The organism is Helicobacter canis, assembly GCF_900451095.1.
Taxonomy (GTDB): Bacteria; Campylobacterota; Campylobacteria; order Campylobacterales; family Helicobacteraceae; genus Helicobacter_B; species Helicobacter_B zhangjianzhongii.
In genome coordinates, this window is sequence record NZ_UGHV01000001.1 from 1463509 (window position 1) to 1488833 (window position 25325).

Here is a 25325-nt window from a genome sequence, read left to right on the forward strand (position 1 = left end):
TTAATTGCGCTCTTTATAATCTGTATAGGTAAAAGATTTCAATAGGCTAAAGCGATTGTTTTCTATGACACCAAGGCTAGGGAGTGGCACGCCGTTGAAAGTTGTGTTTTTGACAATAGTGTAATGCAGCATATCAAAAAACAGGATTCTATCGCCAACACACAAGGGCGTATCAAAGCTAAAATCTCCAATCACATCACCAGAGAGACAAGTAGGACCGCCGAAGCGATAGTGATATGCACCTTGCATCTCGCCTAAATCTTGCTCAAGCATAGCGTTTTCTTTGCTGATTTTGGCACATTGTGGGCGATAGGGCATTTCTAGGCAATCAGGCATATGTGCAGATGCACTCACATCTAAAATCGCAATAGATCCGCTATTTTCCACAATATCCACGACTTCTGCAAGCAAGAATCCACACTGCCAACCAACCGCTTCACCGGGCTCTAAGAAGACCTTAATTTGGTTATGTCTTTGGCGGAAGTTTTTTATGAGCGTGATGAGATGGTGTGTGTCATAATCTGCCCTAGTGATATGATGACCACCACCGAAGTTTATCCACTGCATTTGTGGGATATATGTGCCAAAATGCTTCTCTATATGCTCTAGTGTGCGCTCTAGCGCATAGGAGTCTTGCTCGCAATGTGTGTGAAAGTGTAGCCCACAAATATCGGCAAGACCATAGGATTCTACACCTTTTTGAAACTCATCTGGTGTGATGCCAAGTCTGCTTTGTGGAGCGCAAGGATTATAGATAGGTGGGGTTACTTCACTATAAAGCGGATTGACACGCAAGCCCATTGAAATGGGTGATAGCCCAAGGGATTGTAATTGTTTGTTTTTTTCTTGGATAGTTGGTTTAAATTTTTGATATTGTGCAAAAGAGTTAAAAATAATGTGCGTGGCTATGGGAAGTAGGGCGGCAATTTCTTGTGGCTTAAAAGCCGGGGAAAACACACATACTTCTTTTTGGCTCTCTCTGCCACCTATTTCTTCAAATCCAAGCCTTGCTTCATAGATTCCACTTGCAGCACTACCGCTTAAAACTTGGCGCACATTGTGGAATCTCCGCCAAAAAGCATAGCCTTTAAGCGCGAGTAGAATCTTTGCGCCACTTTCTTTTTGGATTGTATCAAGTATGGCGAGATTAGAATCCAGTTTTGTGGATTCTAGGATATAGCTAGGCGATGGGATAGAGAAGTAGTCAATATGTGGATTTTGCATTATTTGATCATAAAATTTTTGATAACGCGTTCTACATCAAGCGGATTGGATTTGGATATGAAATCATTTGCCTTAAGAGACATTGCCATTTCTTCGTTGCTGCTACCGCTCATTGATGAATTGACAACAATAGGGATATGTGCTGTTTGTGCGTTTGCTTTGACTTGTTTAATCACCTCAAAGCCGCTTGCCTCTGGCATTTCCAAGTCGGTGATGATAAGCCCTATATCATTGACATTTGTAGTAGGAGCAAAGAGATGATCAAGCAATCTCTTGCCGTTTAAGAAATCGTGGTGCGTTACGCCAATGCGATCAAGGATAATGCGCATTGTTTTTAGCACGCTTGGGCTATCATCAGCAAGCAAGACTTCTTTGTTGGTGTGGATACGAGAGATTTTCTGCAAGTCTTCTTCCTTTTCTTTCTCTATCCAAGGGAAAACATCAACAAGCATTTTTTCTATATCGACAACTTGCACCAAGCGTCCATCAAAATAACGCGTGCGGCTTACTAGCTTGCTAGTGGGGTTGCTGCCTACTGATCCGGTGCTTTGCTCTATCTCTGTCCATTTTTTGCTTAAGATTCTATCTGCTTCATACACGCGCACGCCAATTGTCCAGCGAGAAAACTCACAAATCATCACAATATCATCGCTGCCATCTTGCTGGATTTTATAGGGGCGCAGATCTTTAGTTTTATTTGCACTATCATAGAAAAACCACTTGCGCATATCAATAAGTGGGATAGTAAGCTCGCGGATCGTGATCAGCCCTTCTACAAGAGAGCTTGGCTCGTGGCTTACGATTGTGATGACACCGCGATATTTTACGACTTCACGGATTTTAAAAACATTTACCGCATAGAGATCTTTGCCTTTTTCAAGGCGGAAGCATAAAAGCTGGAGTTCGTTATTTTTATGGAGATTGGTAACCTGATCGACTTGAGATAGATTTGACATAAGCAATCCCTTTGAATTTTTTGGGCTATCATAGCATAAAAGCCCTTGATTATTGCATTAAAATTGTTTCAAAAACGCCTTGAGATTCTTGGCTGCTTGGCGGATCCTTTTCTCATTTTCTATAAGGGCTATTCTTACATATCCTTCGCCTTTCTCACCAAAGCCAATCCCCGGACTCACTGCGATTTTTGCTTCTTGTAAGAGTCGCTTAGAAAATTCCATACTCCCCAAATGTTCGCATTGTTTGGGCAGAGCAGCCCATACAAACATACTTGCACGACTAGCTTGGATCTCCCAGCCTGCATCGCAAAATGTCTGCACAAGAATATCCATACGCTTTTTGTAGGTATTAGTAATATCTTTGACACATTGTTGTGAAGAATTTAGCGCGATTGTCGCGGCGACTTGCATAGGAGTGTAAATACCATAATCAAGCCAGCTTTTTATCTTTTGCAATGCATCGACTATTTTGTCATTCCCCACGACAAAGCCCACGCGCCAGCCCGCCATATTGTAGCTTTTGCTTAGTGTATAAGTCTCTACGGCTACATCAATCGCGCCCTTAACTTCAAAGATAGAAGGCGTTTTGTAGCCATTAAAGCTTAGGTCCGCATACGCAATATCGCTAATGATATAAAATCGCTCTTGCCTTGCCATAGCGACTAATCGCTCATAAAAATCTTTATAGACAATGACTGCAGTGGGATTGTGTGGAAAATTGACAACAACAAATTTCGGCTTTGGGATAGATTCTCTTAAAACACGCGTGAGATTATCAAAAAATGCTTCATAGCACAGCTCGCTTTTTTCGTTCCACTCTAGGGGGAAGCGAGCAACATTCGCGCCACTTAGGATAAAGGCATAGTAATGGATAGGGTAGGCTGGGTCTGGGACTATGGCTGTATCGCCCGGATTTGTGATTGCTTGCACAAGATGCACATAGCCTTCTTTGCTACCCATAGTTACGCACGCTTGTGTGTTTGGATCAAGATCTACGCCATATTTGCGCTTATACCAATCACAAATTGCCACGCGTAGCTTAAAAATCCCCCTACTCACAGAGTAGCCGTGATTTTTGGGCTTTTGGGCGGCTTCGCAAAGTTTATTGACTATGTGTTGTGGAGTCGGTCCATCTGGATTGCCCATAGAAAAATCAATCACATCTTCGCCATTTTGGCGCATAGCAAGCTTGATTTCATTGATAGCGGCAAATACATATTTTGGCAGTCTTTTGATCTTGTCAAAAGTTATTTCATCAAACATAGTTTCTCCTTGGATTCTACTTACGACCCTAGCTTGACTTCAATTTGCTTGATTAGGTCTGGATTCTCCGCATCGGTTATCATTACAAATGCACTTGCAGAATCTAGCCGCAAACTCATTGAAGACTTTTGATTTCCCTCAATGATTGCTTGCGTGATTTCTAGATTTTTGTCATAGCATATAATGCGCGGAGTCCATTTGGGGCTTGCGGTGATTTGCAAGATACCTGATTGCGGGGTGTTAAGCCAATATTGTCCGCTTACTTCCCGCAATGCTAGCGTGTTGTTTGGGGTTAGTGTCTTGGCATTAAATATTTGTAGATTCTGGGCTTGGACTGTATAGCTCCATTGATTGATGTCCTTGCGTGCAATGTCTTGCAAGAAGAATCCTCTTTTTTGTAATTCTCTATATAAAATGATTGGATCAAGGGCGTGCTCTGTGATAAGGGAGTATGATAGAAGTGATTTGCCCTGCACTCTGCTAGCTTGTGAGACCATAAAATACGAATACCCCATAGATGAGAGTAGGCTATTTAGTGTGTAGCTTAGAGCGATGAGAGAGGATTTTGACTCAAAGGATATTTGCAGCTCCATAGGCTGGGGAAACTTAAGCATCAATAAGCCGTTGTTCTTTAGCTCATAGATGATAGCACCGATATTTGGCGTGTTGTTTTCTAGGTAGAATTTTGCTTTGTTGGCAAATATTGTATCAATGAAGTTTTTGTTTTGTGTGTAGGTTGTCGTGCCGATAAGCTCTTGGATTTTAGTATCGATAACATCAGCATATATGAAGCCACTATAAACTAGGCAAAAAAGAGCGCAGATGAGCTTGTGTATAGCTCTCATTAGCGCACCTGTTCAGCTAGGCGTTTGTAGGTTTGAGGGTCAATCTTGCGGAATCCATTGTCTGGCTCATAGATGAAGTAAAGCGGATAGTTGCTCTTGGGGAAAGCAAATGGCTCGCCATTCATCGTGAGTGTGAAATTACTATGCCCAAAGGCAAGGAGCCAGCGGTGATTGTCTGTTTTTATGGAGTAGGTGTCGCTTGTTACGCCTTGGTATTTTCGGCGGTTGGTATCAAGATCGACAATGTCAAACCACAAGTCCATATCGGCATTAAGCACCATAGCATTGCTTGGTGCTTGTGTGGATTCTAGGTGGCTAGAATCTGGCTCTTGTGTGCCTTGGGGTGTTTGCGTGCTATCGCTTGTGCCCTCATCTTGAGATGATTGTGGCTCATCGCTTGAAGTATTTTCTTGTGTGGATTCTAGGGTGGTGTCATCAGTAGCTTGTGTCAAGTCTTGCTCATTGCTTTGCGCATCGCTTTCTTGCGTGATTTCTTGTGGGCTTGGCTGGCTTTTGTATTTGCTGGCGATATTTTGATAGATGAGATAGGCAAAAATCACAATCGCCACGCTCGCAAGTGTGAGATAGAACTTTTGCTTGGAGTTGGCTTGCTTCTTGCGCTCATCAATGGCATCGTAGCGTTGTTTTTGCGTATCTAGACTTAGATCTTGCACTTGCACGCTCTTTTCAGTAGGCTCTTCTATGGTGGTGGTGTTGTGCTGGTCGTCATAGGCTTTTAGCACGCCGGATAAATCAAGCTTGTATTCTCTCTCTAGAATCTGCAAGAATCCCACTAAATGCACGCGTTGGGTATGCTCAAACTGCTTGTCAAGAATATCTTGTATCCTTGAAGTGGAGATTCTTGTCTGTTTGGCGATTTCTTTCACGCCTATTTTGCGGAGTTTTTCTAAGTTTTCTTCCATAGTTTAGCCTTTGTTAGAATCTAAATACGCCATCATAATGCCCGCTGCCACACTCACATTAAGCGAATCAAAGCTGTTGTGCATTTGTATGGATAATATTCTATCGAGTTTTTTGGCAATTTTATCATACAAACCTTGCGATTCATCGCCTAGAAACATCGCCCACTTTTTGGCGGGATTGAAGTGGGCGATGTTGTCTCCACGCATATCTGCCCCATACAGAGCAAAGCCTGCCATTTTTAGCTCATTGATACGATCAAGGATATTTTCTACCACACAAAATGGCAAGCCAAATGCCGCCCCAGATGATGCGCGTAAAATCTGCTCGATTTTGGGGGATTTGATTTGGGCGATGATGATGGCTTCAACGCCTAGGGCATAAGCACTGCGGAAAATCCCACCGATATTGCCCATATCGCTAATCCCACATAGCACAAGGATTTTTTGGCATTGCTTGATATGGGCAAAGGAGGTGGATTCTAGCGGAGTGATACGCGCTAATACGCCTTGATGATTGCCGCCACGCGCTAGGGCTTGAGCCTTTTTACTATCAAGGCGCAAGATGGGCTTACGGCAGGATTTGATCGTGGCAAAAAGCCTAGAATCCACTTCTTTGGCTAAATATAGCTCACAGATTTTATCGCTGTGATGGGCTATTGCATATAGCACGATTTGTTTGCCGTAGATGATCATAGCCCACCTTCATCACATCTGCTTTGGTCGCGCAAAATTTGCTCATAGAGCGTTTTGGTGTCTATGCCATTTAGGCGCGATAGGAGCTTTGCCTTGTGCTTGGGGGCTAGGGGCAAGGCGAGAATATCGCTTTCATAAAAGTGGATTCTAGGCGGAATTGTAGCTTGCAGGATTAGAATCCACTCGCCCTGCGTGTTTGCTTGTCGCAAGGCTTGTAGCACTTCTTGTGGCGTGCCTTGTGTGTGGGTTTGGTAGAGCTTGCTGATCTCTTTGATAGCAGTGATATGCCCACTAGGCAGTAGCTCTGCGATGTCTTGCAAGGATTCTAGCAGTCTATGTGGGCTTTCATAGAAAATGACAGGCACACGAGATTCTAATAAGCGCAAGATTTGGTGCTTTCTATCGTGCTTTTTATGCGCAAGAAATCCGCCAAAGACAAATTCTTGCGAGCTGATACCACTCATCGCCCAGCCTGCCACAAGCGCGCAAGCCCCGGGCAGCACATCATAGTCTATTTTATGTTCTATGCAGTAGCGCACAAGCTCCGCCCCCGGATCGCAAATGCTTGGCATACCTGCATCGCTTATGTAAATCACATTAGCGTGGAAAAATTCTTGCGTAAAGCTTGCAAAGAGCTTTTGCTGATTGTGTGAGTGTAGGGGGATAAATTGCCTTGCTTGTGGGTCTAGTGTAGTAGCACTGCTATCAAGCATAGATAGCAGCGTGCTAAAGCGATCAGCTAGTAGTGTATAAAGTCTTTTGGCTACTCTTGTGTCTTCACATAGGACGATCTCCGCGCTAGCAAGAGCGCAAAGACTTCGTATGGTAATATCGCCGAGATTCCCTATAGGTGTGGGGACAAGCAGTAGCACTGGCTATTTTAGGTTGTATTTTTGGCGGAATTTCTCTACTCGCCCTGTTGCATCGGCGATTTTATCGCTTCCTGTGTAAAAGGGGTGGCAGAAGCTTGATATATCGATACGAAGCTCGGGCTTTGTGCTAAGGACTTCGATTTCTTTGCCGCTTGTTACGCAAGTTACTTTGCAGGGGATATATTCTGGGTGGATGCCTTTTTTCATAGTGTGGTCCTTGTGTTGTGGATTGTATAAATCGGCGATTATACTCACACAAGTCTAAAAAAATTATAAAAGCACGCGATTGATCGTGTGGATTTGTGTAATTCCTAGAATCCACTTTTATCAAAAGTGGATTCTAGCGCAGTGGCAAGAAATAGACTCTAGGCTATGAACTCTTCTAGCTTTGAGCCTGCTTGGCTTAGTAGGTCTGCCTGGATTTTTTGATTGAAGTGATATACTCTGTCTTTGACCTTGTCAAAATACACAGCAAACTTCTCAGCCAAAGACTCATCAATATCGACTTCTTCGTATTCTGGAAGCATAATATACCACTCCTTATCCTCTTGCGTCTCTTCATCAAAGCTCTCTCCCCCTACCTCTAGCACTTCTTGCAGCACTTTTAGGCACTTTGCTTTGCGATTTTTATCGTGCGGATACAGATATGCACTAAAGCTAGCCTTTTTCTCGCAGTATGCTTCTACTTCGATGACAAAGCACATATCACTCTCATCAAAATCACTATGCCATAATGTGATGTGGCTTTTTGTCGTTTCTGCGCTATATTTTTGCGTGCCTACAAGGCTTGCATAGATGGCTGCGATTTGGCTTTTTACTAGCTTTTCAAGATGTGTCATTGACTCTCCTTTTGGGTTTGTTTGGTGGGATCTCGCTTGCGCGAAATCCTTGGTCGAAGTTATAGCAAAGGGCTTTGACAGCGTTATGTCAAAGGATTGAATGACAGAAAAAACGCGATGAGTCAAAAGTGGATTCTAGTGGGTGCGTGTTTTGTGTGATGTTTGTATGGATTGCCACGCCTTGCCTTACGGCAAGGCTCGCAATGACAAAAAAAGAGGCGTTAAGGCTAGAATCCACTTTTATGGAAAGCTTGGGTCGCTTTGCTCCCTCGCAATGGCGGCGTGTTTTTGTCATCGCGAGCCGCTGCGATAGTAGCGGCGTGGCGATCCATTTTCAAAAAGTGGATTCTAGGGCAAAAGTGGATTCTAGTGTAAAGGCGGATTCTAGGCACTAGAATCTCGCTAGGCTTCAAACTCTAGCTTGCTAATGGACTCTATCACATCTACGCTTTTTATGGATAGATTGATGACTCGCAAAAGCAGGTCATAGATATAGCGCGAGCCATTGAAGAGATTTGGGTTGTTGGGGATTTGGGCTTTGTTGCTTGTCTGGTCTGTGCTTATAATTTGATAGCGTTCGATGATCCAGTCAATCGCGCTTTTTTGGTTTAGCACATAGCTATAAGCTTTAAGCGGTATGCCTTTAATGCTTAAATTTTCATTGTAGTAAATCTCACTCCCATCGCCTACTTTTGCCATTTTGGTTACATAAAAATACGAGTCTTCTTGTGAGTCTAGGAGTAAATCAGCATTGCTTGGGGTGAATTTCTCTCCATTTTCATAGCCCAAATGCAGCTCTGCTAGCTCTCTGCCTAGCTTTGAAAGCCTCTCAAAATGCTTGCTAAATGGCACTCTTGGGGCATCTTTGCTTAAATTTGCCTTGTATTTAGCTAAGAAGCTCTTGTGATTAAAGATCGCATAAATGTAGTAGAAAATATCTTCTTCATTTATGCTTTTGTCCTTGTAGTGATTGTGAAACTGCTCTAATCCCCAGCGCGTAATGGCATATTCTTTTTGATACTTGCCCGTGAAATCGATTGAATATCGATAGAGTGGATAGGCTTGATAACTGCCTACAATGCTATGGTCTGGCATTGTGTCTAAAATAAAAGCGTGTGAATTACTTCCTATGCAAATAGCTATATTTTTGGATTCTGCTGTTGGGTAAATATATCTTAATCGATATTGGTCTTCATTCCACAATTCATCGTAATATACATACGATTTTACAAAAGGGCGATAAGTGGCGATTCTCACTCTAGATTCCATAAAATCACCAGCTTTTTCATCTTTAAGAAAAGCCTTTTTTAGCTTTCTTGTCCAAGAAATTTGACTTTCATCTGTGTTGATTTCTTCACTTGTTAGCATTTTATACAGCTCGCTTTTTTTGACTTTTTCGTGCTTTGCTAGGAATGTCTCTTTATCAAAGCGTGCTAGATTCTCATTATAAGTGGCGATACATTTTTGCATAGAAGCTTGCAGTGTTTTATCAAAATTCCATACCCAAGAATCTCTGCTTGATATAACGCCATTTGAATTAAGGCTAAAAAGTGCATTGCTGCCTTTATCGCTCTTCTCTAGCTTTAAAGGCAATAGTGTGTAGTAATGCTCGTGGCGTTGATTGATCCAATCACCCCTGTCATTTGGCGCGATATTGTAAAAGTCTATGTTTTTTATATCGTGCTTTTCAACTAAAAAATCTAGCTTTTTTTGTCTGTCCCAGTAATCTCCCACTGCAAAGTAATGCAGCTTTGACTCTTTTGTCTCTTTGCTTTTTACCAAAAAGAGTAAAGACACGCTCGCTCTTGAGCCAATATCAAAGATTTTGCCGCCTTCTTGCTGTGAGATTTCGCCTGATGTGCGCTGATTACCCCGTAGATTGATGATATAAATATCTTCAAACTCTTTGGATAGGCATTTTCTAAAGCCATCGGCACTTTTAGCATCGATAAATCCACCATTGACCACAAATCCTACGACCCCCCAGCCCTCTTTAAGCACTCTATCACTTGCCATTCGTATGGATTGTATTAGGGTATCTCGTGTAAGGATACCGCTTGTGCCTTTGTTTGCTGAAAGGGTGGAATATTTATTGTAAATGTGTTTTTCTAGCTTTGGGTGCGGGAGATTGGCGTTATTGTCATTCTCACTTTTGCTTCCGCTTGAGTAAGGGGGGTTTCCTATGAAGACTTGTATAGGCTCTTTGGCTATGAAGTCTTGGGTCTGTTTGTTTGCTAAGAGGTCTTTGTAGTAGTCGCTAAAGAGTCCGTAGTCTTGCTTGTCTTCTAAATAATTTAGCGAGTCTGCTAGGGCTATATGGGAGAATAGATCTAGGCTAGGGTCTCTGCTCTGTGCGGTTTGGGTGATGTTGATTAGTGCGATGTAGTAGGCTAGGATATTTATATCTTGGGCGTAGATCCCGTGATTGTAGCGATCTTGCAGCGTGCTAGAATCTATCAGGGCATTTTCTTTGCTTAAAAGTCTTGCGATAAATGAGCCTGTGCCAGTGAATGCGTCAAACACCTTTACTTGGCTGTCGTTAAAGTCTGTGCCAAAATGCCGCTGTAAAAGCGCGTTTGTCGAGTGTAGTATAAAATCTATCACTTCAATGGGTGTATAGACTATGCCTAGTCTCTCGCTCTGCTTTTTGAAAGCTGTTTTGAAAAATGTATCATAGAGATCTTTAATGAGCCTTTGCTTATCGCCATCTGTTTTGGCGATCTCTACGCTTTCTTTAATGCTTTTATAAAGTGTGTCTAGCTCTTTTGACTCTTCATTATCTAGCCCTAAGCTTTTAAGGCGTTCAAAGGCAGAATCTAGGGCATTGCCTATGGGATTATCGCCCATAATTTCACCAAAGATCGTGTCAAAGATAGGCTTTGTAACGATATGGGAAGCTAGCATATCAATAGACTCTGCTTCTTTGATATTTGGGTGGATCGCTTCTTGTAGCGACTCTACAAACTCGCTTAAAATGCTTGGGTTGTCTTTGAAGTAGGCATTTAGGCGTATGGTTAGATCTTGGACTATCTTGCCTGTCTTGGCTGAGAAAGATGACCAATAGTGCTTATCTCCAAGCTTAGTTGGCAAGACATTGTAGATAGAATCCGCTATATCATTTAAAGAGCGTTGGACTTCAAATAAATGTCTTTGTATATGCTCTTTGGCTTCTTTGGCTTTCTTTTGCTTTTGCTTCTCTTGCTGGCTTGCTGTGGGGCGTTTGTTTGGGTTTGTGTCTTGGCTTGTGTGGTCGCTTATCATAGCGATTTTGATTTTTTCTCTAAAGCTTGCTTCACTTACTAGGCTTTCATCGTGGCTTCTTAGGGCTTTTAGGATATTCCAGATATTTTTGAAATTGGTGTTATCTACGGCTTTGTCAAGATTGTTTAGCTCCTTTTCACTTAGGGCGATTGGCAGGATAATATAGCCTACCTCTTTGCCCGGGGCTTTTCGCATCACACGCCCCACCGCTTGGATAATATCCACCATAGCCGATCGCCCATCAAAAAACACCACAGAATCTAGAGCTGGTATATCCACGCCCTCGCTTAGGCATTTGGCATTGGTGATTAGCTCGCAAGTTTTAGGCTTGCCTTTTTCTAGCTCGCTTAATTTCTCAAATCTTGTGTTGGCATTCATCGTGCCATCTATGTGGTCTATGTGGATTGTATGCTCTCTAGTCTTAGCCCTCATCTCTTCATCATAGCAGTCGATGATCGCTTGAAAGCTTTCTTTGATATTTTTAGAAGTGGCGATATTGCGGCAGAAGTTTAGAGCCTTTTGACTTGGGATAGAATCTTGGCTTGTTTTATACTCTATGTCTTTGTTGGGGCTAGAATCTAGGGTGATTAGATCGCTTTTTACCAGCCCTTTATGCGTGCCTATGATCTTGCAGACAAACTCCAAATCAACTAGCTTTTCATTAAGCTTATTTATCCCGCTCTCTTTTAGCTTGGCTATGGCTTTGTTGGCTACTTGTGCGTAGGTCTCCTTTTCCAAAGCCAGAATGATGACCTTATAATCTGTCAGCAGCCCCTCTTGCACCGCCTTGCCAAAGCGCATTTCATAGATTGTTTTACCAAAGATAGCTTCATCATCCATTGAGAATACTTCATTGTCTTTTTCTTTAGCCTTTGTTTTTTGCGTATTGCTATAAATTTTAGGCGTGGCGGTCATATAGATCCTGCGTTTGGCGTTTATTGAATCATTATCGTGGCAGAGAGTGAAAGCGTTTTTGATCTTTATATCTTGGGCTGCTTGCCCCTTAATTGTTGTGGTATATAGTGAGCCTACGCTTCTATGGGCTTCATCGCAGATGATTAGATCAATTGGCGGGAGCTTGTGGAGAATCTGGGCTTGCTTGATCCGCTCTAGTGATTGATAAGTGCTAAAGATCACAAGCCGCTCACGCGCACTTTTAGCCTTATAGTAGGACTCTAGGATAGCACTAGGGCTTGTTGATGGCGGTATGGGCAGCTCTCTTGGATCTAGGTCATCTTCGCCTCTTGCAGCGGTGCTATCAGAGCAGACCACGCAGGCGATGAAGCTCTGTGTCTTCTGGGCGGCAAACTCTCTAAGACTCTGCCCCACAAGTGCGATACTAGGGGCTAAAAATAGCGTGATAGAATCATTTGCATCTGTGAGCATTTCAGTGGCTTTAAGCGCGACAAAGGTCTTGCCTGTCCCGCACGCCATTATGAGCTTACCGCGGGTATTCCTCACATCTGCGAAATACTCATCGATCTTTTTTAAAGCTTCTTTTTGGTGTGGTAGGGGGGTCTTTCTCGCGTGGGTTTCTATCGGCTTTGTAGGGTCAAACTTCTCCCAATCAATGCTTGAGTAGAGAAAATCTTGGAGCGTAATCATCTCTAGCGGCATTTGCTTGTTGATTTGATAGATGGCATTTTCTACTTCTTTGCCCAAATCAGTGGTGCTTATAAGGATACCTTTTGAGAATCTAATATCCCCCACACCGCTTTGCAGTAGTGTGAAATATGTAGCTAGATCGTGTAGCTGCAGCTTGCCTTGAGTGTAGAACTTACACTGCACAGCGATAAACTCGCCACTATGGGTCTCAATGACTATATCAATGCCAATATCTTTTTGACTGCCCTTATGTTTCCAATCATTCCATAATTTAATGCTTTTATACTCGCCTTGCGTGTCTTTGTCTTGTAATAAATGCACACAAAGCCGCTCAAAGATACTGCCTCTTGTGCGATTGCTAAGATCTGTGGCATTGACTTTATCTAGGATTGTTTGAAACTGACTCATACACAGCCTTTGGGTAGGGATTGCTATAAAGGCTGCGATATTACCCCCCCCCTTAAAAGTCGCTTTATAAATCAGTGTGCCAAATATGGCAAGGCAGGTGGCAAGAAGTAGTGGCAAGGAGTAGTGATAAGAAGCATAGATAGCAAGGCAGGGTATCTAGCAAAGGGCTTTGATAGTGGCGCGTCAAAGGATTGAAAGACAGAGAAAAACGCGATGAGTCAAAAGTGGATTCTAGGGCTTTTTATACAAAGCTCATTTTTGCTATCGCAAAATGTATGGATTGCCACGCCTTGCCTTACGGCAAGTCTCGCAATGACAGAGAGAGCTTCACGGCTCGCAATGATGATAATAAAGAGGCGTTAAGGCTAGAATCCACTTTTTCTAGAATCCGCTTTTTATGGAAAGCTTGGGTCGCTTTGCTCTCTCGCAATGACAGCTGGGTTTGTCATCGCGAGCCGCTGCGATAGTAGCGGCGTGGCGATCTATACTAGAATCCACTTTTTGAAAAAGTGGATTCTAGGGTTAAACGCCAAAAGTGTAAAACGAGGATTCTAGGGTTAAGTAAGAATTGTAAAAAAGCTAGCAAAGGCTAGAATCCACTTTTTATGGAAAGCTTGGGTCGCTTTGCTCCCTCGCAATGGCGGCGTGTTTTTGTCATCGCGAGTCGCTGCGATAGTAGCGGCGTGGCGATCTATACTAGAATCCACTTTTTTAAAAGTGGATTCTAGGCTAAGGGGTGGATTCTAAGTGCTTGTCAAAACTTTGGAAAAATATCTCCCCTGCTTCTTGGGTAGATAGGTGGATTGCTTGGGGATTTGGGCTAGAATCCACTTGTATGCTGATATGCTCTCCCCCCACCTCTCCCAACAGCAAGCAAGAAATATTATGCCTCTGTGCTAGCTCTTGCAGCTGCGCAAAATCGCTTGTCTCCACCACCACGCAGCTTTGTGTCTGGGAAAAAAGCATTTCGCGCTTAGGCAGGGCGATTTGCACCGCACAGCCAAGCCTACCAAAGATAGCCATCTTTGCCAATGCTATGCCTAGCCCCCCCTCGCCCACTTCTTTCGCGCAAGTGATGAGCTTGGATTCTACCCCCTCTAGCAAGAGATCCCAGAGCCGCTTCTCGCGTGCTAGATCGATATGCGGCGCATCACCACTTGGGGTAATCTCGCTCTGCCTAGAATCCGTTTTTGCGTTTTGGGCGGTGTCGCTAGAATCCACTTTTTCTAAAGAAGCTACGCTTTGAATGTCGGTAGTTTTTTTATTTTCGGCTGATTTTTCAAACGAGGATTCTAGGGTTTGTGTCTTTGTTTGTATGGATTGCCGCGCCGACAAGTCGGCTCGCAATGACGAGAAGGGCGATTTTTTACTTTGGGCTTGGCTTTGGATTCTAGGAATTGCGGTATCAAAAGTGGATTCTGGGGTAGTTTGCTCGCGGCAGGATTTTTGAGCTAAAAATGGGGCTTTGCAAGGCGATTCAAGGGATTTACCTTGTGTGGTAATGAGCGCAGAATCGCCGTAGCAATCGCCATTTTTAGCCAAAAAGCCAACGCGCGAATCCATAGAAAATGCGCCCATTTGTGCGAGCTTCTCTAACACACTCCCCCCAAAATCTTCACCAATCTCGCCTAGCAAGGCGATTTTGCTCCCCTCTTTTGTGAAAGCAGAGTCGATGACATTAAGCGGATCTTTGGCTAGCCCTACGCTTACAATCGTTGGAGTCGGGTAAATATCTGTCGTATTTGTTTGATTATAGAGCGAGACATTGCCGCTTACCACAGGGGTTTGCAGCACTTCGCACGCCTCTTTGATACCTTCACAGCTCTCTTTGAACTGCCACATTACTTCAGGGTTGTTTGGGTTGCCAAAGTTTAGGCAATCACTTATCGCTAGGGGCTTTATCCCTCTTGTAGTGCATTTTCTCCCTGCTCTGGCGACAGCGATCTTGGCTCCTTCTTTGGGGTTTAGATAGCAGTAGCGCACAGGCGCGTGGATAGCCATACCAAGAGCTGCGCCATTTTCTTTTATGCGGATTATGCTGCCTTCACCTTGTCCTGCTGCGATGAGTGTGTTTGTCTGCACGCTGCTATCATACTGACTATAAATCCACTCTTTATCACAAATATCAATACTCCCTAGCAGAATCCGCGCTATGTCTGCGAGACTATGCGCAGCGGTGTGGTGCTGCAAGGATTCTAGGGGATTTTTCGCACGCACACGCGCGATGTAGGCAGGCTCTTTTGTGGGGAGGTGTAGCATAGGGGCATTGTCTGTGATGGGGGCTATGGGGATATGTGCTATCTTTTGCTCCCCCCAAAATAGCTCCATATCGCCACTTTGGGTTACTTCGCCAATCACTTCGCAATCAAGCTCCCATTTATCAAAGATCGCTTTAATCTGCTCCTCCGCGCCCTTTTTCGCGCAAATTAGCATCCTCTCTTGGGATTCACTTAGCATTAGCTCATAGGCGTTCATAGCCTTCTCACGCATAGGCACTCTATCAAGGTAAAGCTTCATTCCGCTTCCGCTTCGCCCAGCCATTTCAAAGCTAGAGCTAGTAAGCCCAGCAGCCCCCATATCTTGGATACCGATGATGAGATCTTGCGCAAAGAGCTCTAGGCAGGCTTCAAGCAGGAGCTTTTCTGTAAAAGGATCGCCCACTTGCACCGTTGGACGCAAGGACTTAGAATCTTCATTGAAAGAATCGCTACTCATCACTGCCCCACCTAAGCCATCTCGCCCTGTTTTGCTCCCTACATATAGCACGGGATTGCCATTGCCCTGTGCTTTAGCGTAGAAAATCTCTTGTGCTTTGGCGATCCCTAGGCAAAAGGCATTGACCAAAATATTGCCATTGTAGCAAGGCTCAAAGTTTGTTTCCCCGCCGATAGTTGGCACGCCCATACAATTCCCATAGCCGCCAATCCCTGCTACCACGCCTTTAAGCAAGGATTTATGCTTCTTGCCCACTTCATCATCTCGCCAGATTTCGCCAAAACGGATAGAATCTAGGCTTGCCACTGGACGCGCACCCATTGTGAAAATATCGCGCATAATCCCGCCCACACCCGTTGCTGCCCCAGCATAAGGCTCGATGAAGCTAGGGTGATTGTGAGACTCTACCTTAAACACCGCGGCATAGCCACCGCCTATATCGATCACGCCGGCATTTTCCCCCGGACCTTGGATCACCCAAGGTGCGCTTGTGGGGAAGCCTTTTAGGTAGATTTTGCTGGATTTGTAGCTGCAATGCTCGCTCCACATTGCCGAGAAAATCCCAAGCTCCACGAGATTTGGCTCTCGCCCCAAAATCGCTAGAATCTGCTTGTAGTCATCATTGGAGAGTTTATGTGCTTGCAATGCGCTTGGCATATCTTGTATGGCAAAAGTCTTGTCCATTGAGAATCCTTAACAAAGTGCTGTGATATAGATGTGAAAGATTGGCATTGTAGCAGTTGATTCTTTGTATTTGTATTAAGCTTATATGTAAGGTTTATTAAAGGTTTATAAATTACAATATACTTTTTTGAGTCGCAAGACACACGCCCCCATTACCCAAATACCCTAGGAGAGAGAATGAAGTATATTAAGTTTTTCAAAGAGCTCAATAATAAAGATGTCCCGCTTGTCGGTGGTAAGAACGCTAGTATTGGCGAGATGTTTCAAGAGCTTGTCCCTGTTGGGATTAAGGTGCCAAATGGCTTTGCTATCACAAGCGATGCGTATTGGTATCTTTTGGATTCTGGTGGGATCCGGCAAAAGATCATCGATCTGCTTGCTGGTGTTGATGTAACAGAAATCGATGTGCTTAAGACTCGCTCAAAGCAGATCCGTGAGCTGATATTTGGCACGCCATTGCCGACAGATTTGCGCGATGAGATCTTTGAAGCATATAGGATTTTGAGTGAAGAATATGGTATGAAATATGCTGATGTGGCGGTTCGCAGCTCGGCTACTGCGGAGGATCTGCCAGATGCGAGCTTTGCGGGACAGCAAGATACTTATCTAAGCGTAAAGGGACAAACAGATTTGGTGCATTATATTAAATCTTGTTTTGCTTCACTTTTTACCGATAGGGCGGTGAGCTACCGCGCTTCTAGGGGATTTGATCATTTTAAGGTGGCTTTGTCTGTGGGCGTGCAGAAAATGGTGCGTGCAGATAAGGGCAGTGCTGGGGTGATGTTTTCTATCGATACAGAAACAGGCTTTAAAGATGCGGTGTTCATCACCTCTAGCTGGGGTCTTGGGGAAAATGTCGTAGGCGGCACGGTGAATCCTGATGAATTTTATGTCTTTAAGCCCACGCTCAAAGAGGGCAAACGCCCCATTATCAAACGCCAGCTAGGGCATAAACATCAAAAAATGGTCTATGCTACACCCGGCGATCCACACCCTACGAAAAATATCCAAACCACCCAAGAAGAAATGCGCACCTTTTCTATCACAGATGCAGATATTTTGACTCTCGCGCGCTATGCGATAAAGATCGAGGAGCATTACACCAAAGAAGCAGGCGAGTATCGCCCTATGGATATGGAGTGGTCTAAAGATGGCGAGAGTGGGGAGATATTTATCGTGCAGGCTCGCCCAGAAACCGTGCAGAGCCAAAAGAGCAAAAATGGCTGCGCACAAAGGCTGGAGAAATTTCGCTTCAAAGACAAAGATGCAGAGCGAGAGGTGATACTCACAGGGCGTGCGATCGGCGGGAAGATCGGGCACGGAAAAGTGCGGATCATCAATGATTTAGAGCATATGAATACCTTTAAAGAGGGCGAGATTCTTGTAACAGATAATACCGACCCAGACTGGGAGCCGGCGATGAAAAAGGCAGCGGCTGTCATCACCAATCGTGGTGGGCGCACTTGCCACGCGGCTATCGTGGCGCGTGAAATTGGCGTGCCGGCGATTGTGGGGGCTGTGGGCGCGACAGATAGGCTCTATACAGGTATGGAGATCACGGCATCTTGTGCTGAGGGTGAAGAGGGCTATATCTATAATGGTATCCACCCCTTTGAGATTGAAACTATTGAGCTTAGCAATCTTGGGCAGACAAAGACAAAAATCTATATGAATATCGGCAATCCAGAGAAGGCGTTTGGATTTTCACAGCTGCCAAACGATGGCGTAGGGCTTGCGCGTATGGAGCATATTATCCTAAATCAAATCAAAGCCCATCCGCTTGCGCTACTTGATTTGCAAAATGGCAAAAAGGACATAAAAGACAAAGAAGAGATAGAAAAGCTCATCTCTGGCTATGAGAGTCCTAAGGACTTTTTCATCAAAAAGATCGCCGAGGGTATGGGTATGATCTCTGCGGCGTTTTACCCTAAGCCTGTAATCGTGCGTGTGAGTGATTTTAAGTCTAATGAATACCGCGGTATGATTGGTGGGCTAGCGTATGAGCCACTAGAAGAAAATCCAATGCTTGGCTATCGTGGGGCGAGTCGATATTACTCGGATCTCTATCGCACGGCGTTTGAATGGGAGTGCGAGGCTCTTAGTATGGTGCGAGAGGAAATGGGGCTTACTAATATGAAGGTGATGGTGCCATTTCTTCGCACGCCAGAAGAGGGGAAAAAGGTGCTTGAGATTATGCGCCGTAATGGACTAGAATCCGGCAAAAATGGCTTAGAAATCTATGTGATGTGCGAGCTGCCTGTGAATGTGATTTTGGCAGATGAATTTTTAAGTATGTTTGATGGCTTCTCCATTGGCTCAAATGACCTAACCCAGCTTACTTTGGGCGTAGATCGCGATGGGCAGCTTGTAAGCCATATCTTTGATGAGCGCAATCCTGCTATGCTAGAGATGTTTAAGCGCGCGATTGCAGCTTGTAAAAAGCACGGCAAATATTGCGGGATCTGTGGGCAGGCTCCAAGCGATTATCCCGAAATTGCGGAGTTTTTGGTAAAAGAGGGGATCAACTCTATTTCTTTAAATCCGGATTCTGTGGTGGCTACTTGGACGCGTATAGCTGATCTTGAAAAGACATTGAAATAGGAAAGTGGGCTAGTTATGTATAGATTGGCTTATCTTGTGGCTATGTCGTTTGGGCTTGTGCTGCTTGGCTGTGGCGGTGTGCAGTATGTGGATAATGTGGATTCTAAGGAACACTCTTCTTTAGGGATTGATTATCACGACTTGGAAAAGGCAGCAAGTGATAATATAAAATCCTTGCTTGAGAGTGGGTATGTGCGCTCTCTAGCAGGTCTCTCAAAGCCCAAAGTGCTGGCGATTTCTGATGTGTTAAATGACACTATGCAGCACTTCTCTACCGAAGAGCTTACGCGCAAAATCACACGAGATATGCGCAATAGTGGGAAATTTATTTTGACAATGGCGTTTGCAGGCAGTGGTGGTAGCAAGGATAAAATGCTAGACTCCGTGCGAGAGGCGCGCGAAAACGATGAAGTCAATCAATATGGAGTCCCAGAAAAGGGCAATATCATCGCCCCAGAGCTATCGCTATCTGGGAAGATTATCCAGCGCAATACAAAGGTAAAATCCAAGCAAAGGGTGGATTACTTTTTTCTCCTGACACTTACAGATCTCAAGAGCGGGCTTGTGGTGTGGGATAATGAAGTAAATATCATTAAAGTGGGGAAGAAATCTTCAGCGTGGTAAAAGTGGATTCTAATCACTAGATAATGACTATATGACAAGTAAGGATTGATGTATATGGAAGGGCAGCTTATGGCATTAGCCATTGAGACCTATAAGATCACATTGCTCATTTCTCTGCCGATTTTAGCCACAGGGCTTGTGGTGGGGCTTTTGATCAGTATCTTTCAAGCGACAACACAAATCAATGAAATGACGCTTTCATTTGTGCCTAAGATCCTAGCGGTCATTGCGGTGATTATTTTCACAATGCCGTGGATGCTTACAATGCTTACAGATTATACGAAAAACATCATCGAGCTAATCCCAAAATTCATCAGCTAGTATGCGTGAGAGTTGCGTAGATTTTGCTAAATATAGTAGCTTGAAGATCGGCGGTTTGACGCCTGTTGTCGTGCTAGAAAAGGGCGATGAAGCGCACTTTAGTGCAATGCAGGCATATCGATGTATAGGGCACGCATATAATCTCCTAGTCTCACCAAATGCAAAACACCTAGCAATGCTTAGTAAGGAGTTTGACTATATCTGTGAGAGTGAAGAGTGGGTAGAAGTGGGGGCTATGACACCAAGCGGGAAGATTTTTGCGTTTTTTCGTGATCGAGATCTGTGCGGGCTGGAGTTTTTGCAGGCATTGCCCGGTAGTGCTGGGGGGCTTTTGATGATGAATGCCGGTATGAAGCAATATGAGATGAAAGATGTCGTGCTAAGCGCGTGTGTCGATGGTGCGTGGGAAGAGGATCTGGGGCTGGCGTATAGGAGTAGCAATATTAGTGGGATTATCAGTGCTATGCGATTTAAGAAGCAAGTAGGCTTTAGGGAAGAGGTGCTACAAGCGTGCAAGATGATGAGAAAAACCCACCCCAAACTCCCTAGCTGTGGCAGCTGTTTTAAAAACCCTAGCGGAGATTATGCGGGGAGATTGCTTGAGCTAGCAGGACTAAAAGGCTTTATGAAAAATGGCGTGGGCTTTAGCGAGCAGCACGCAAATTTCTTGGTCCATCGTGGTGGAGCGAGCTTTGAAGATGCATTGTGGGTGATAGAATACGCACAAACAATCGTGCAAGATCGCTTTGGAATCCACCTAGAACCTGAAGTGCGGATTCTAGGCTAGGCTATGGTATATACTGCCACTGCTGTGTGTCCGTAGGCATCAGGTGGAATCTTGATAAACGATCTGCCGATAAACCCTGCTTTGTTGATAAATTTTCTTAGCAATCCCCTGTCTATGAGCGGAGTGGGTAAAAAGAGCTTTGCCCACATTGTGGCTTTGTAAAAATCAATATGTTCGGGCTGGACTTGCTCGTGATAAATCTCTAGTAATTCAAGATTGAAAATATTGGCTATTTCTTGGAGAGTTTTGTCGCTAAAGCGGGAGATATGATGAGGCGGCATATTTAAAACACCATTTACACAATATTGCAAGAAGCTATCTTGGCTAGGCACAGCTATAATTAAATATGGAATCTTATCTCGCCCCCCCCCCCCCCGTAAAATATCACTTTTTAAGCAGTCAATTTGAGCTTGTATGAAAGAGTTTGGATTGCTCGTATGCTCTAAAACTTGAAAGCTACAAGCAACATCAAATTGCTTGGAATGTGAGTTTGCATATTCTTCAATGGATATGTTCTCAATCAAGATTCCATCTTTTGCTGCCATTTGCTTTGCTTGTGTGCTAAACTCTAAGCCGACATAGTGGGGCTTGGCTTCTTGTGGGAGAAAGCGGGCAAATGCTGCCTTGCCACAGCCAACTTCTAGCACTTTAGAATCCTTGGTAATAAACTTTTTGGCAAAGTGATATTCGTGCTTCTCGCTAAAATAATACCAATCAAGCTGATTTAGGGCATTATAGAAGGCATTATCGCCAGTGGGGATAGAGCCATCTTTGCAAGTAAAAAAGCTAAGATCGCAAACATTGCAGTGATGATAGAGTAAATCACTTGAGATAAGTGAATCTATTGCAACGCCGGGGAAACTTTTATAAAGTGCGATAATATCATCTCTGGCAATTTCTTGTGTAATGTGTGTATCATTGCTATGGCAGAGTATGCAAGGTTGTGGTTTCATCTAATCTCTCCTTTTATTTTTTTAATTTTCTAAACAATCTCACACAGGGTCTAAGCACAAATCGCACCATATTCAGCAAGGGGAATAAACATCTGCTCCCCCCCCCCCGCTAATTTCACGGCTAAACTTGCTTGTGTAGATTTAGATTTATGATAAATTTGGACATACTCCGCCCCTTGTATATTGCCAATGTATGTAACGCCCATAAGCGTGGCGATATGCTTAAAAGTGTAGCGGAAGTGGAAATGCTTTGGTAAATGGCAGTCAATTACAGGGTAAAAACAATTACCAATGAGTGCCTTGCCACCTACTTGCAGACTTTCAAGCATTGTATTGAATGTCTCTAGCACATTATCTACATGTTCTAGCACATCTGTTGAAATAAGGCAGTCGTAATAATCTTTTTTTAGCTCGCTGACAAAGCATATATTGGTAAAATTTGCTATACATTTTTTGCCATATTCACTTGGGAATGGCTCATATATATCAATCTCTATATCTGGGCAAATCTGTGCTATCTCTCTTGCCAAAGTGCCAAATCCTCCCCCATAATCACAAATGCGTTTAAAGCCTTGCTGTGCGATATACAAAGCTATACTTTTGCGTATTTGCATTGAAAGATCGTGTGTTTCTATAAAAAGCCCATTGAGCAGCCATACGGGGTGGGCGTAAAATTGAGCGATTTTATCCCAATCTAATTTTTTGTTATCACAGCCCATATCCTGCCAAGTTTTATTGAGTAGATACCAAATTTGTTCTAAGTCATCGGTAATATCCGGATTTTGAGATTCTAATAAGCGTTCTACACCTAGTTTTTCTTGCTCTGTGAGATTTTTCTCTTGTAAGTTGATAGTCATTTTCTCTCCTTGTTTAAGTTGTATCAAGATGTTACAATGCGTCTTTTGCGAATCTTAAAGGCAGATTCTAGCATAAAATTTTCCTTGAAAAACACACGAGGTAGGGCGTGGATATGCCTAGCGTGTTGGGGATAAATGCTTCCGTGTCTCGTTGTGGTAGCAGTTTTAAAGCCTAGGTTTTGAATAAGTGAAAAATGATGTGGGCTTACTTCTATTCTACTACCAAAAGGATAGGCAAAGTGCGTAGGCGTGAAGTGCAGATGTTGTAAAAAAAGTTTTTGGGCTTTTGCTATGTCTTGTGCTATTTCATCATTGCTAAGATTATTAAAAATGGGGTGTGAGTGAGTGTGGCAGCCTATGGTGCAAAGTTGTCTTTGCCCCCCCCCCCCCCCAGCGTATTTTGCAGCTTTTGAGTATGGAGGAAGGCTATATTTTCCCAAGAAAGTGTGAGATTATCATAATCGCGTGGATTATAGAAGATTCCAAAATTTTCAAGGGTTTGTTTGCAGTTTTCATAGCTATCAATTTGTGTGATTATATTAGCTCTCATTGTAAGAAACATCGCTTCTTTCAAAGCTTTTGTTGAAATGTCATATTTTGTATTGTTGTAAATAATGTTGCTGTGTTTTAAGAGATAATCTTCTAGTGCAAACCACCACATATTATGGCTAGATTCTGGAAAAGAGGTGCAAACATAAATGCAGAATGGGATATTGTATTTAGCAAAAATAGGATAGCCAAAAGTCAAATTATCCTTATAACCATCATCAATGGTTATGCAGATGAAGTATTCAGGCAAATCATTATGTAGTAACCCTTCATAGAGTTCATCAAGACTGATGAAGTGATATTTTGAATCTAATGCTTGAGTAATGAAGGATTCTAAAAACTCAGGACTTACTTTCATATGTTCATTTGGTGAAAGTTTGTCCTCAAAAGGAGCAATTCTATGGAGCATTACAATCATTCCCTTTCCTTTAAAAAAACGCTGAATAGATTTAAACTGCGAGAGAGTATCGCGTATTTTGTTGATGTAATATCTCAAGTTGTGCTCCTAATATTTTTTAGCCACAATGGTTATTAGCACAGGATAGTGTGAATCATTGTAAAAAAGTTCATCGTGTTTAAGCTCTTCGGCGGCAATACCCTGAAGCTCCGCCATAGTAGCTAAAACATTACCATAAGTGCCAACTTCTACATTCCCCTTGCCAAACACTTCTTCAAAATCCCTTTTAATCCCCATATCCGTGAAACGCCAATAATCTCCCCACCTCTCATAATCATATTGTGAAATCTGCACGAGTCCTGCCACGGTTACAAGGGCGGTGCTAGATGGTTTTGCGGGTGGATTTATAGATTGATTCGTTGGATTTATTTCACACATTGAGTTTGTTATGCCCCCCCCCCCCATTACTTTTTAGCATTAAATATATACCTTTAATCGCTGCTTTATAATCATAAATAAAATTCAGCGTAACCGTGCAAATAAAGCAGTCTAAAATACCTTGTGGCAAAGTGCTGTGCTGTGTGAGATCGCCTATAATCGTAGCGTTTTTGTTTTCTGTGGTGTAATGGAGAATCTCGCTTTGTGTTATATTGCTCCCAAAAGTTTTGGTGTAGGTATTTTCAGCAATTTCGCATACTCTACCCTGTATAAAATGTGCGTTTTTTCGTAGAAAATCATTGGTGTAGATTCTATCAATGGGTGTGCCACGATCAAAGCCAAAAACTTTTGAAATTGGCTCAATAGAGCGGAGATTGTGCCATTTTGGTGGGCGACATAGGCGATTGTAGCGTTGCAGAACTTTTATTTTGCATTGATTGAAAATTCGCCACGGACGCCTAAGCATAGTGCGTAATGTGCTGTTTGCCATAATATTTCCTAAGATCAAAATAGCGTGGATTCTACATTTTGCAATCTTAAATATTCCTTGATAGTTTAGATAGTTTAAAAATCTAAGCTCTAGCTTCCATATACAAGCTTGATACACCTTTGTATGCTGAGCCATCGGCATTTATATCAAGCAGGTAGGTATTAAAATGGGGGATTTGGGAGTGGTCATAACGCATTGTTTGTATATCGCTAAATCCCGCTTGTGTAAGCAGCCGCTTAAGCGAAAAGCTATCATACGCCCATTTGTGTCGCTCTCCAATGCTTGTGCGGATAAAGACTTCATCGCGTATGCTACGCGGAGCTAGAAAATAAAGGGATTTAAGATAGAGATTTAATATCTTATTTGTGAGTTTATCAAGGGTGATTTTGGATTTTAGGCTAGGTTTTGTAACAGCGTGGGGAGTTATGAGCCTTTCGCCTACTCGTTGCTCTATAAAATCCGCTTTTATCCTATCTTTGCTTACTGATACTTTGTGGAAGCACTCTCCCATTTGTCCGCCACTTTGCATACGCACCATTTGATCAAGCATTTCAATCATAAGCCAATCATATTCAAATTCAAGATTTGCAATATCTAAGGTTTGGGCTAGATTCTGTTTGCTCCCCCCCCCCCCCCCGTTAGATTCTGCTTTGTAGAATCTTGTGCGGAATTTGTCAGCTTGTAAAGTGTGGCAAGATAAGCGGAAGCAAGATTCTGTAAATTTGGCACGACAATCCTTATAATGCCATTTGGCTTTAAGATTCTTTTGATTTCTTTAAGGATTTGCAGGGCTTTTTGTGGGGTTAAATGCTCTAAAAAGTGGCTACTATACGCCACATCAAAGCTTTCATCAGCAAAAGGGAGTGTGCGAAGAAGATTCACTTTCTTTACTCTTTTATCTATCGGGCTAAAGTCAATATTGACCCAATCTAGGTGGATTCTACTACCACAGGCAAAGTTTAGGAGTTTTTGATTTGATATATTCATCATTTATCCTTATGGGCTTGTTTTATAGACAAA

26 protein-coding genes and 1 pseudogene are annotated in these 25325 nt (G+C 43.2%); 6 read left to right on the forward strand and 21 right to left on the reverse strand.

The annotated features are described in order from the left end of the window. The 9 genes from nspC to DX060_RS06935 all read right to left on the reverse strand — a co-directional run bounded on the left by nspC (position 1) and on the right by DX060_RS06935 (position 7615). Positions 1–1224 (reverse strand): carboxynorspermidine decarboxylase, encoded by a 1224-nt coding sequence (gene nspC / locus DX060_RS06895; protein ID WP_115011771.1) that lies wholly within the window; start codon positions 1222–1224, stop codon positions 1–3. Then, positions 1224–2180 (reverse strand): chemotaxis protein, encoded by a 957-nt coding sequence (locus DX060_RS06900; protein WP_115011772.1) that lies wholly within the window; start codon positions 2178–2180, stop codon positions 1224–1226. Before DX060_RS06900 ends, nspC begins: the two co-directional genes overlap by 1 nt. Before the next feature lie 57 nt (positions 2181–2237). Further along, on the reverse strand, positions 2238–3443 hold the full coding sequence (locus DX060_RS06905; protein ID WP_115011773.1) for an LL-diaminopimelate aminotransferase: 1206 nt from the start codon (positions 3441–3443) through the stop codon (positions 2238–2240). Between the two features lie 20 nt (positions 3444–3463). Continuing rightward, positions 3464–4288 (reverse strand): hypothetical protein, encoded by an 825-nt coding sequence (locus tag DX060_RS06910; RefSeq protein ID WP_115011774.1) that lies wholly within the window; start codon positions 4286–4288, stop codon positions 3464–3466. After that, the gene (locus tag DX060_RS06915) at positions 4288–5211 is read right to left on the reverse strand and encodes a RodZ family helix-turn-helix domain-containing protein (RefSeq protein WP_115011775.1); all 924 of its coding nucleotides are present in this window, start codon (positions 5209–5211) and stop codon (positions 4288–4290) included. The genes DX060_RS06910 and DX060_RS06915 overlap by 1 nt, the downstream gene beginning before the upstream one ends. Before the next feature lie 3 nt (positions 5212–5214). Beyond that, positions 5215–5904 carry a 23S rRNA (guanosine(2251)-2'-O)-methyltransferase RlmB gene (gene rlmB / locus DX060_RS06920; protein WP_115011776.1) on the reverse strand — a complete coding sequence of 230 codons (690 nt, stop codon included), beginning with the start codon at positions 5902–5904 and terminating at the stop codon, positions 5215–5217. Further along, positions 5901–6776 carry a 16S rRNA (cytidine(1402)-2'-O)-methyltransferase gene (rsmI, locus tag DX060_RS06925; RefSeq protein WP_115011777.1) on the reverse strand — a complete coding sequence of 292 codons (876 nt, stop codon included), beginning with the start codon at positions 6774–6776 and terminating at the stop codon, positions 5901–5903. Before rsmI ends, rlmB begins: the two co-directional genes overlap by 4 nt. A gap of 3 nt (positions 6777–6779) precedes the next feature. Next, the gene (gene rpmE / locus DX060_RS06930) at positions 6780–6983 is read right to left on the reverse strand and encodes a 50S ribosomal protein L31 (protein WP_115011778.1); all 204 of its coding nucleotides are present in this window, start codon (positions 6981–6983) and stop codon (positions 6780–6782) included. Positions 6984–7141: 158 nt separating this feature from the next. Further along, positions 7142–7615, reverse strand: coding sequence for a hypothetical protein (locus DX060_RS06935; RefSeq protein WP_115011779.1), 474 nt, complete (start codon positions 7613–7615; stop codon positions 7142–7144). A 203-nt stretch (positions 7616–7818) separates the two neighbouring features. Between DX060_RS06935 and DX060_RS06940 the strand changes: the two genes are divergently transcribed. Continuing rightward, positions 7819–8010: a hypothetical protein gene (locus tag DX060_RS06940; protein WP_147278791.1), complete on the forward strand. Its 192-nt coding sequence runs from the start codon at positions 7819–7821 to the stop codon at positions 8008–8010. Positions 8011–8017: 7 nt separating this feature from the next. Here the strand turns inward: DX060_RS06940 and DX060_RS06945 are convergent, their stop codons facing one another. Continuing rightward, on the reverse strand, positions 8018–12889 hold the full coding sequence (locus tag DX060_RS06945; RefSeq protein WP_115011781.1) for a type ISP restriction/modification enzyme: 4872 nt from the start codon (positions 12887–12889) through the stop codon (positions 8018–8020). A 191-nt stretch (positions 12890–13080) separates the two neighbouring features. On the opposite strand from DX060_RS06945, the gene DX060_RS06950 reads away from it, so the two are divergent. Beyond that, positions 13081–13356 carry a hypothetical protein gene (locus DX060_RS06950; protein WP_147278792.1) on the forward strand — a complete coding sequence of 92 codons (276 nt, stop codon included), beginning with the start codon at positions 13081–13083 and terminating at the stop codon, positions 13354–13356. A gap of 90 nt (positions 13357–13446) precedes the next feature. Here DX060_RS06950 and DX060_RS11385 read toward each other — a convergent pair whose 3' ends face one another. From DX060_RS11385 to purL, 3 genes and pseudogenes are all read right to left on the reverse strand, one after another. Beyond that, positions 13447–13596, reverse strand: coding sequence for a hypothetical protein (locus tag DX060_RS11385; protein WP_181814227.1), 150 nt, complete (start codon positions 13594–13596; stop codon positions 13447–13449). A gap of 22 nt (positions 13597–13618) precedes the next feature. Continuing rightward, a complete protein-coding gene (locus DX060_RS12030; protein WP_309473199.1) occupies positions 13619–14467 on the reverse strand; it encodes an AIR synthase-related protein in 849 nt (282 codons plus the stop codon). 9 nt (positions 14468–14476) lie between these two features. Continuing rightward, positions 14477–16288 (reverse strand): annotated as a pseudogene (gene purL / locus DX060_RS06955) (phosphoribosylformylglycinamidine synthase subunit PurL); the annotation flags it as partial. 177 nt (positions 16289–16465) lie between these two features. Here purL and ppsA point away from each other — a divergent pair. The 4 genes from ppsA to DX060_RS06975 are packed head-to-tail and all read left to right on the forward strand — an operon-like array spanning position 16466 to position 20621. Then, positions 16466–18889, forward strand: coding sequence for a pyruvate, water dikinase (gene ppsA / locus DX060_RS06960; protein WP_115011784.1), 2424 nt, complete (start codon positions 16466–16468; stop codon positions 18887–18889). A gap of 15 nt (positions 18890–18904) precedes the next feature. Next, positions 18905–19513, forward strand: a complete 609-nt coding sequence (gene lpoB / locus DX060_RS06965; protein ID WP_115011785.1) for a penicillin-binding protein activator LpoB — start codon at positions 18905–18907, stop codon at positions 19511–19513. A 54-nt stretch (positions 19514–19567) separates the two neighbouring features. Further along, positions 19568–19834 (forward strand): flagellar biosynthesis protein FliQ, encoded by a 267-nt coding sequence (gene fliQ, locus DX060_RS06970; protein ID WP_115011786.1) that lies wholly within the window; start codon positions 19568–19570, stop codon positions 19832–19834. 1 nt (position 19835) lies between these two features. Then, on the forward strand, positions 19836–20621 hold the full coding sequence (locus DX060_RS06975; RefSeq protein ID WP_115011787.1) for a UDP-N-acetylmuramate dehydrogenase: 786 nt from the start codon (positions 19836–19838) through the stop codon (positions 20619–20621). On the opposite strand, the gene DX060_RS12035 is transcribed toward DX060_RS06975, so the two are convergent. The 8 genes from DX060_RS12035 to DX060_RS07010 all read right to left on the reverse strand — a co-directional run bounded on the left by DX060_RS12035 (position 20618) and on the right by DX060_RS07010 (position 25295). Beyond that, positions 20618–21574 (reverse strand): class I SAM-dependent methyltransferase, encoded by a 957-nt coding sequence (locus tag DX060_RS12035; RefSeq protein WP_258552230.1) that lies wholly within the window; start codon positions 21572–21574, stop codon positions 20618–20620. The genes DX060_RS06975 and DX060_RS12035 overlap by 4 nt on opposite strands. Before the next feature lie 50 nt (positions 21575–21624). Continuing rightward, positions 21625–22431 (reverse strand): class I SAM-dependent methyltransferase, encoded by an 807-nt coding sequence (locus DX060_RS06985; protein WP_258552232.1) that lies wholly within the window; start codon positions 22429–22431, stop codon positions 21625–21627. A 23-nt stretch (positions 22432–22454) separates the two neighbouring features. After that, positions 22455–22871: a polysaccharide deacetylase family protein gene (locus DX060_RS12040; protein ID WP_258552234.1), complete on the reverse strand. Its 417-nt coding sequence runs from the start codon at positions 22869–22871 to the stop codon at positions 22455–22457. Beyond that, positions 22787–23398 carry a polysaccharide deacetylase family protein gene (locus tag DX060_RS12045; protein WP_258552236.1) on the reverse strand — a complete coding sequence of 204 codons (612 nt, stop codon included), beginning with the start codon at positions 23396–23398 and terminating at the stop codon, positions 22787–22789. Before DX060_RS12045 ends, DX060_RS12040 begins: the two co-directional genes overlap by 85 nt. 87 nt (positions 23399–23485) lie before the next feature. Beyond that, positions 23486–23815, reverse strand: a complete 330-nt coding sequence (locus DX060_RS06995; RefSeq protein ID WP_115011788.1) for a hypothetical protein — start codon at positions 23813–23815, stop codon at positions 23486–23488. Beyond that, the gene (locus DX060_RS07000) at positions 23808–24305 is read right to left on the reverse strand and encodes a hypothetical protein (protein WP_115011789.1); all 498 of its coding nucleotides are present in this window, start codon (positions 24303–24305) and stop codon (positions 23808–23810) included. Before DX060_RS07000 ends, DX060_RS06995 begins: the two co-directional genes overlap by 8 nt. Before the next feature lie 82 nt (positions 24306–24387). Further along, positions 24388–24864 (reverse strand): methyltransferase type 11, encoded by a 477-nt coding sequence (locus DX060_RS07005; protein ID WP_115011790.1) that lies wholly within the window; start codon positions 24862–24864, stop codon positions 24388–24390. Between the two features lie 47 nt (positions 24865–24911). After that, positions 24912–25295, reverse strand: coding sequence for a class I SAM-dependent methyltransferase (locus DX060_RS07010; RefSeq protein WP_258552238.1), 384 nt, complete (start codon positions 25293–25295; stop codon positions 24912–24914). Between the last annotated feature and the right edge of the window lie 30 nt (positions 25296–25325).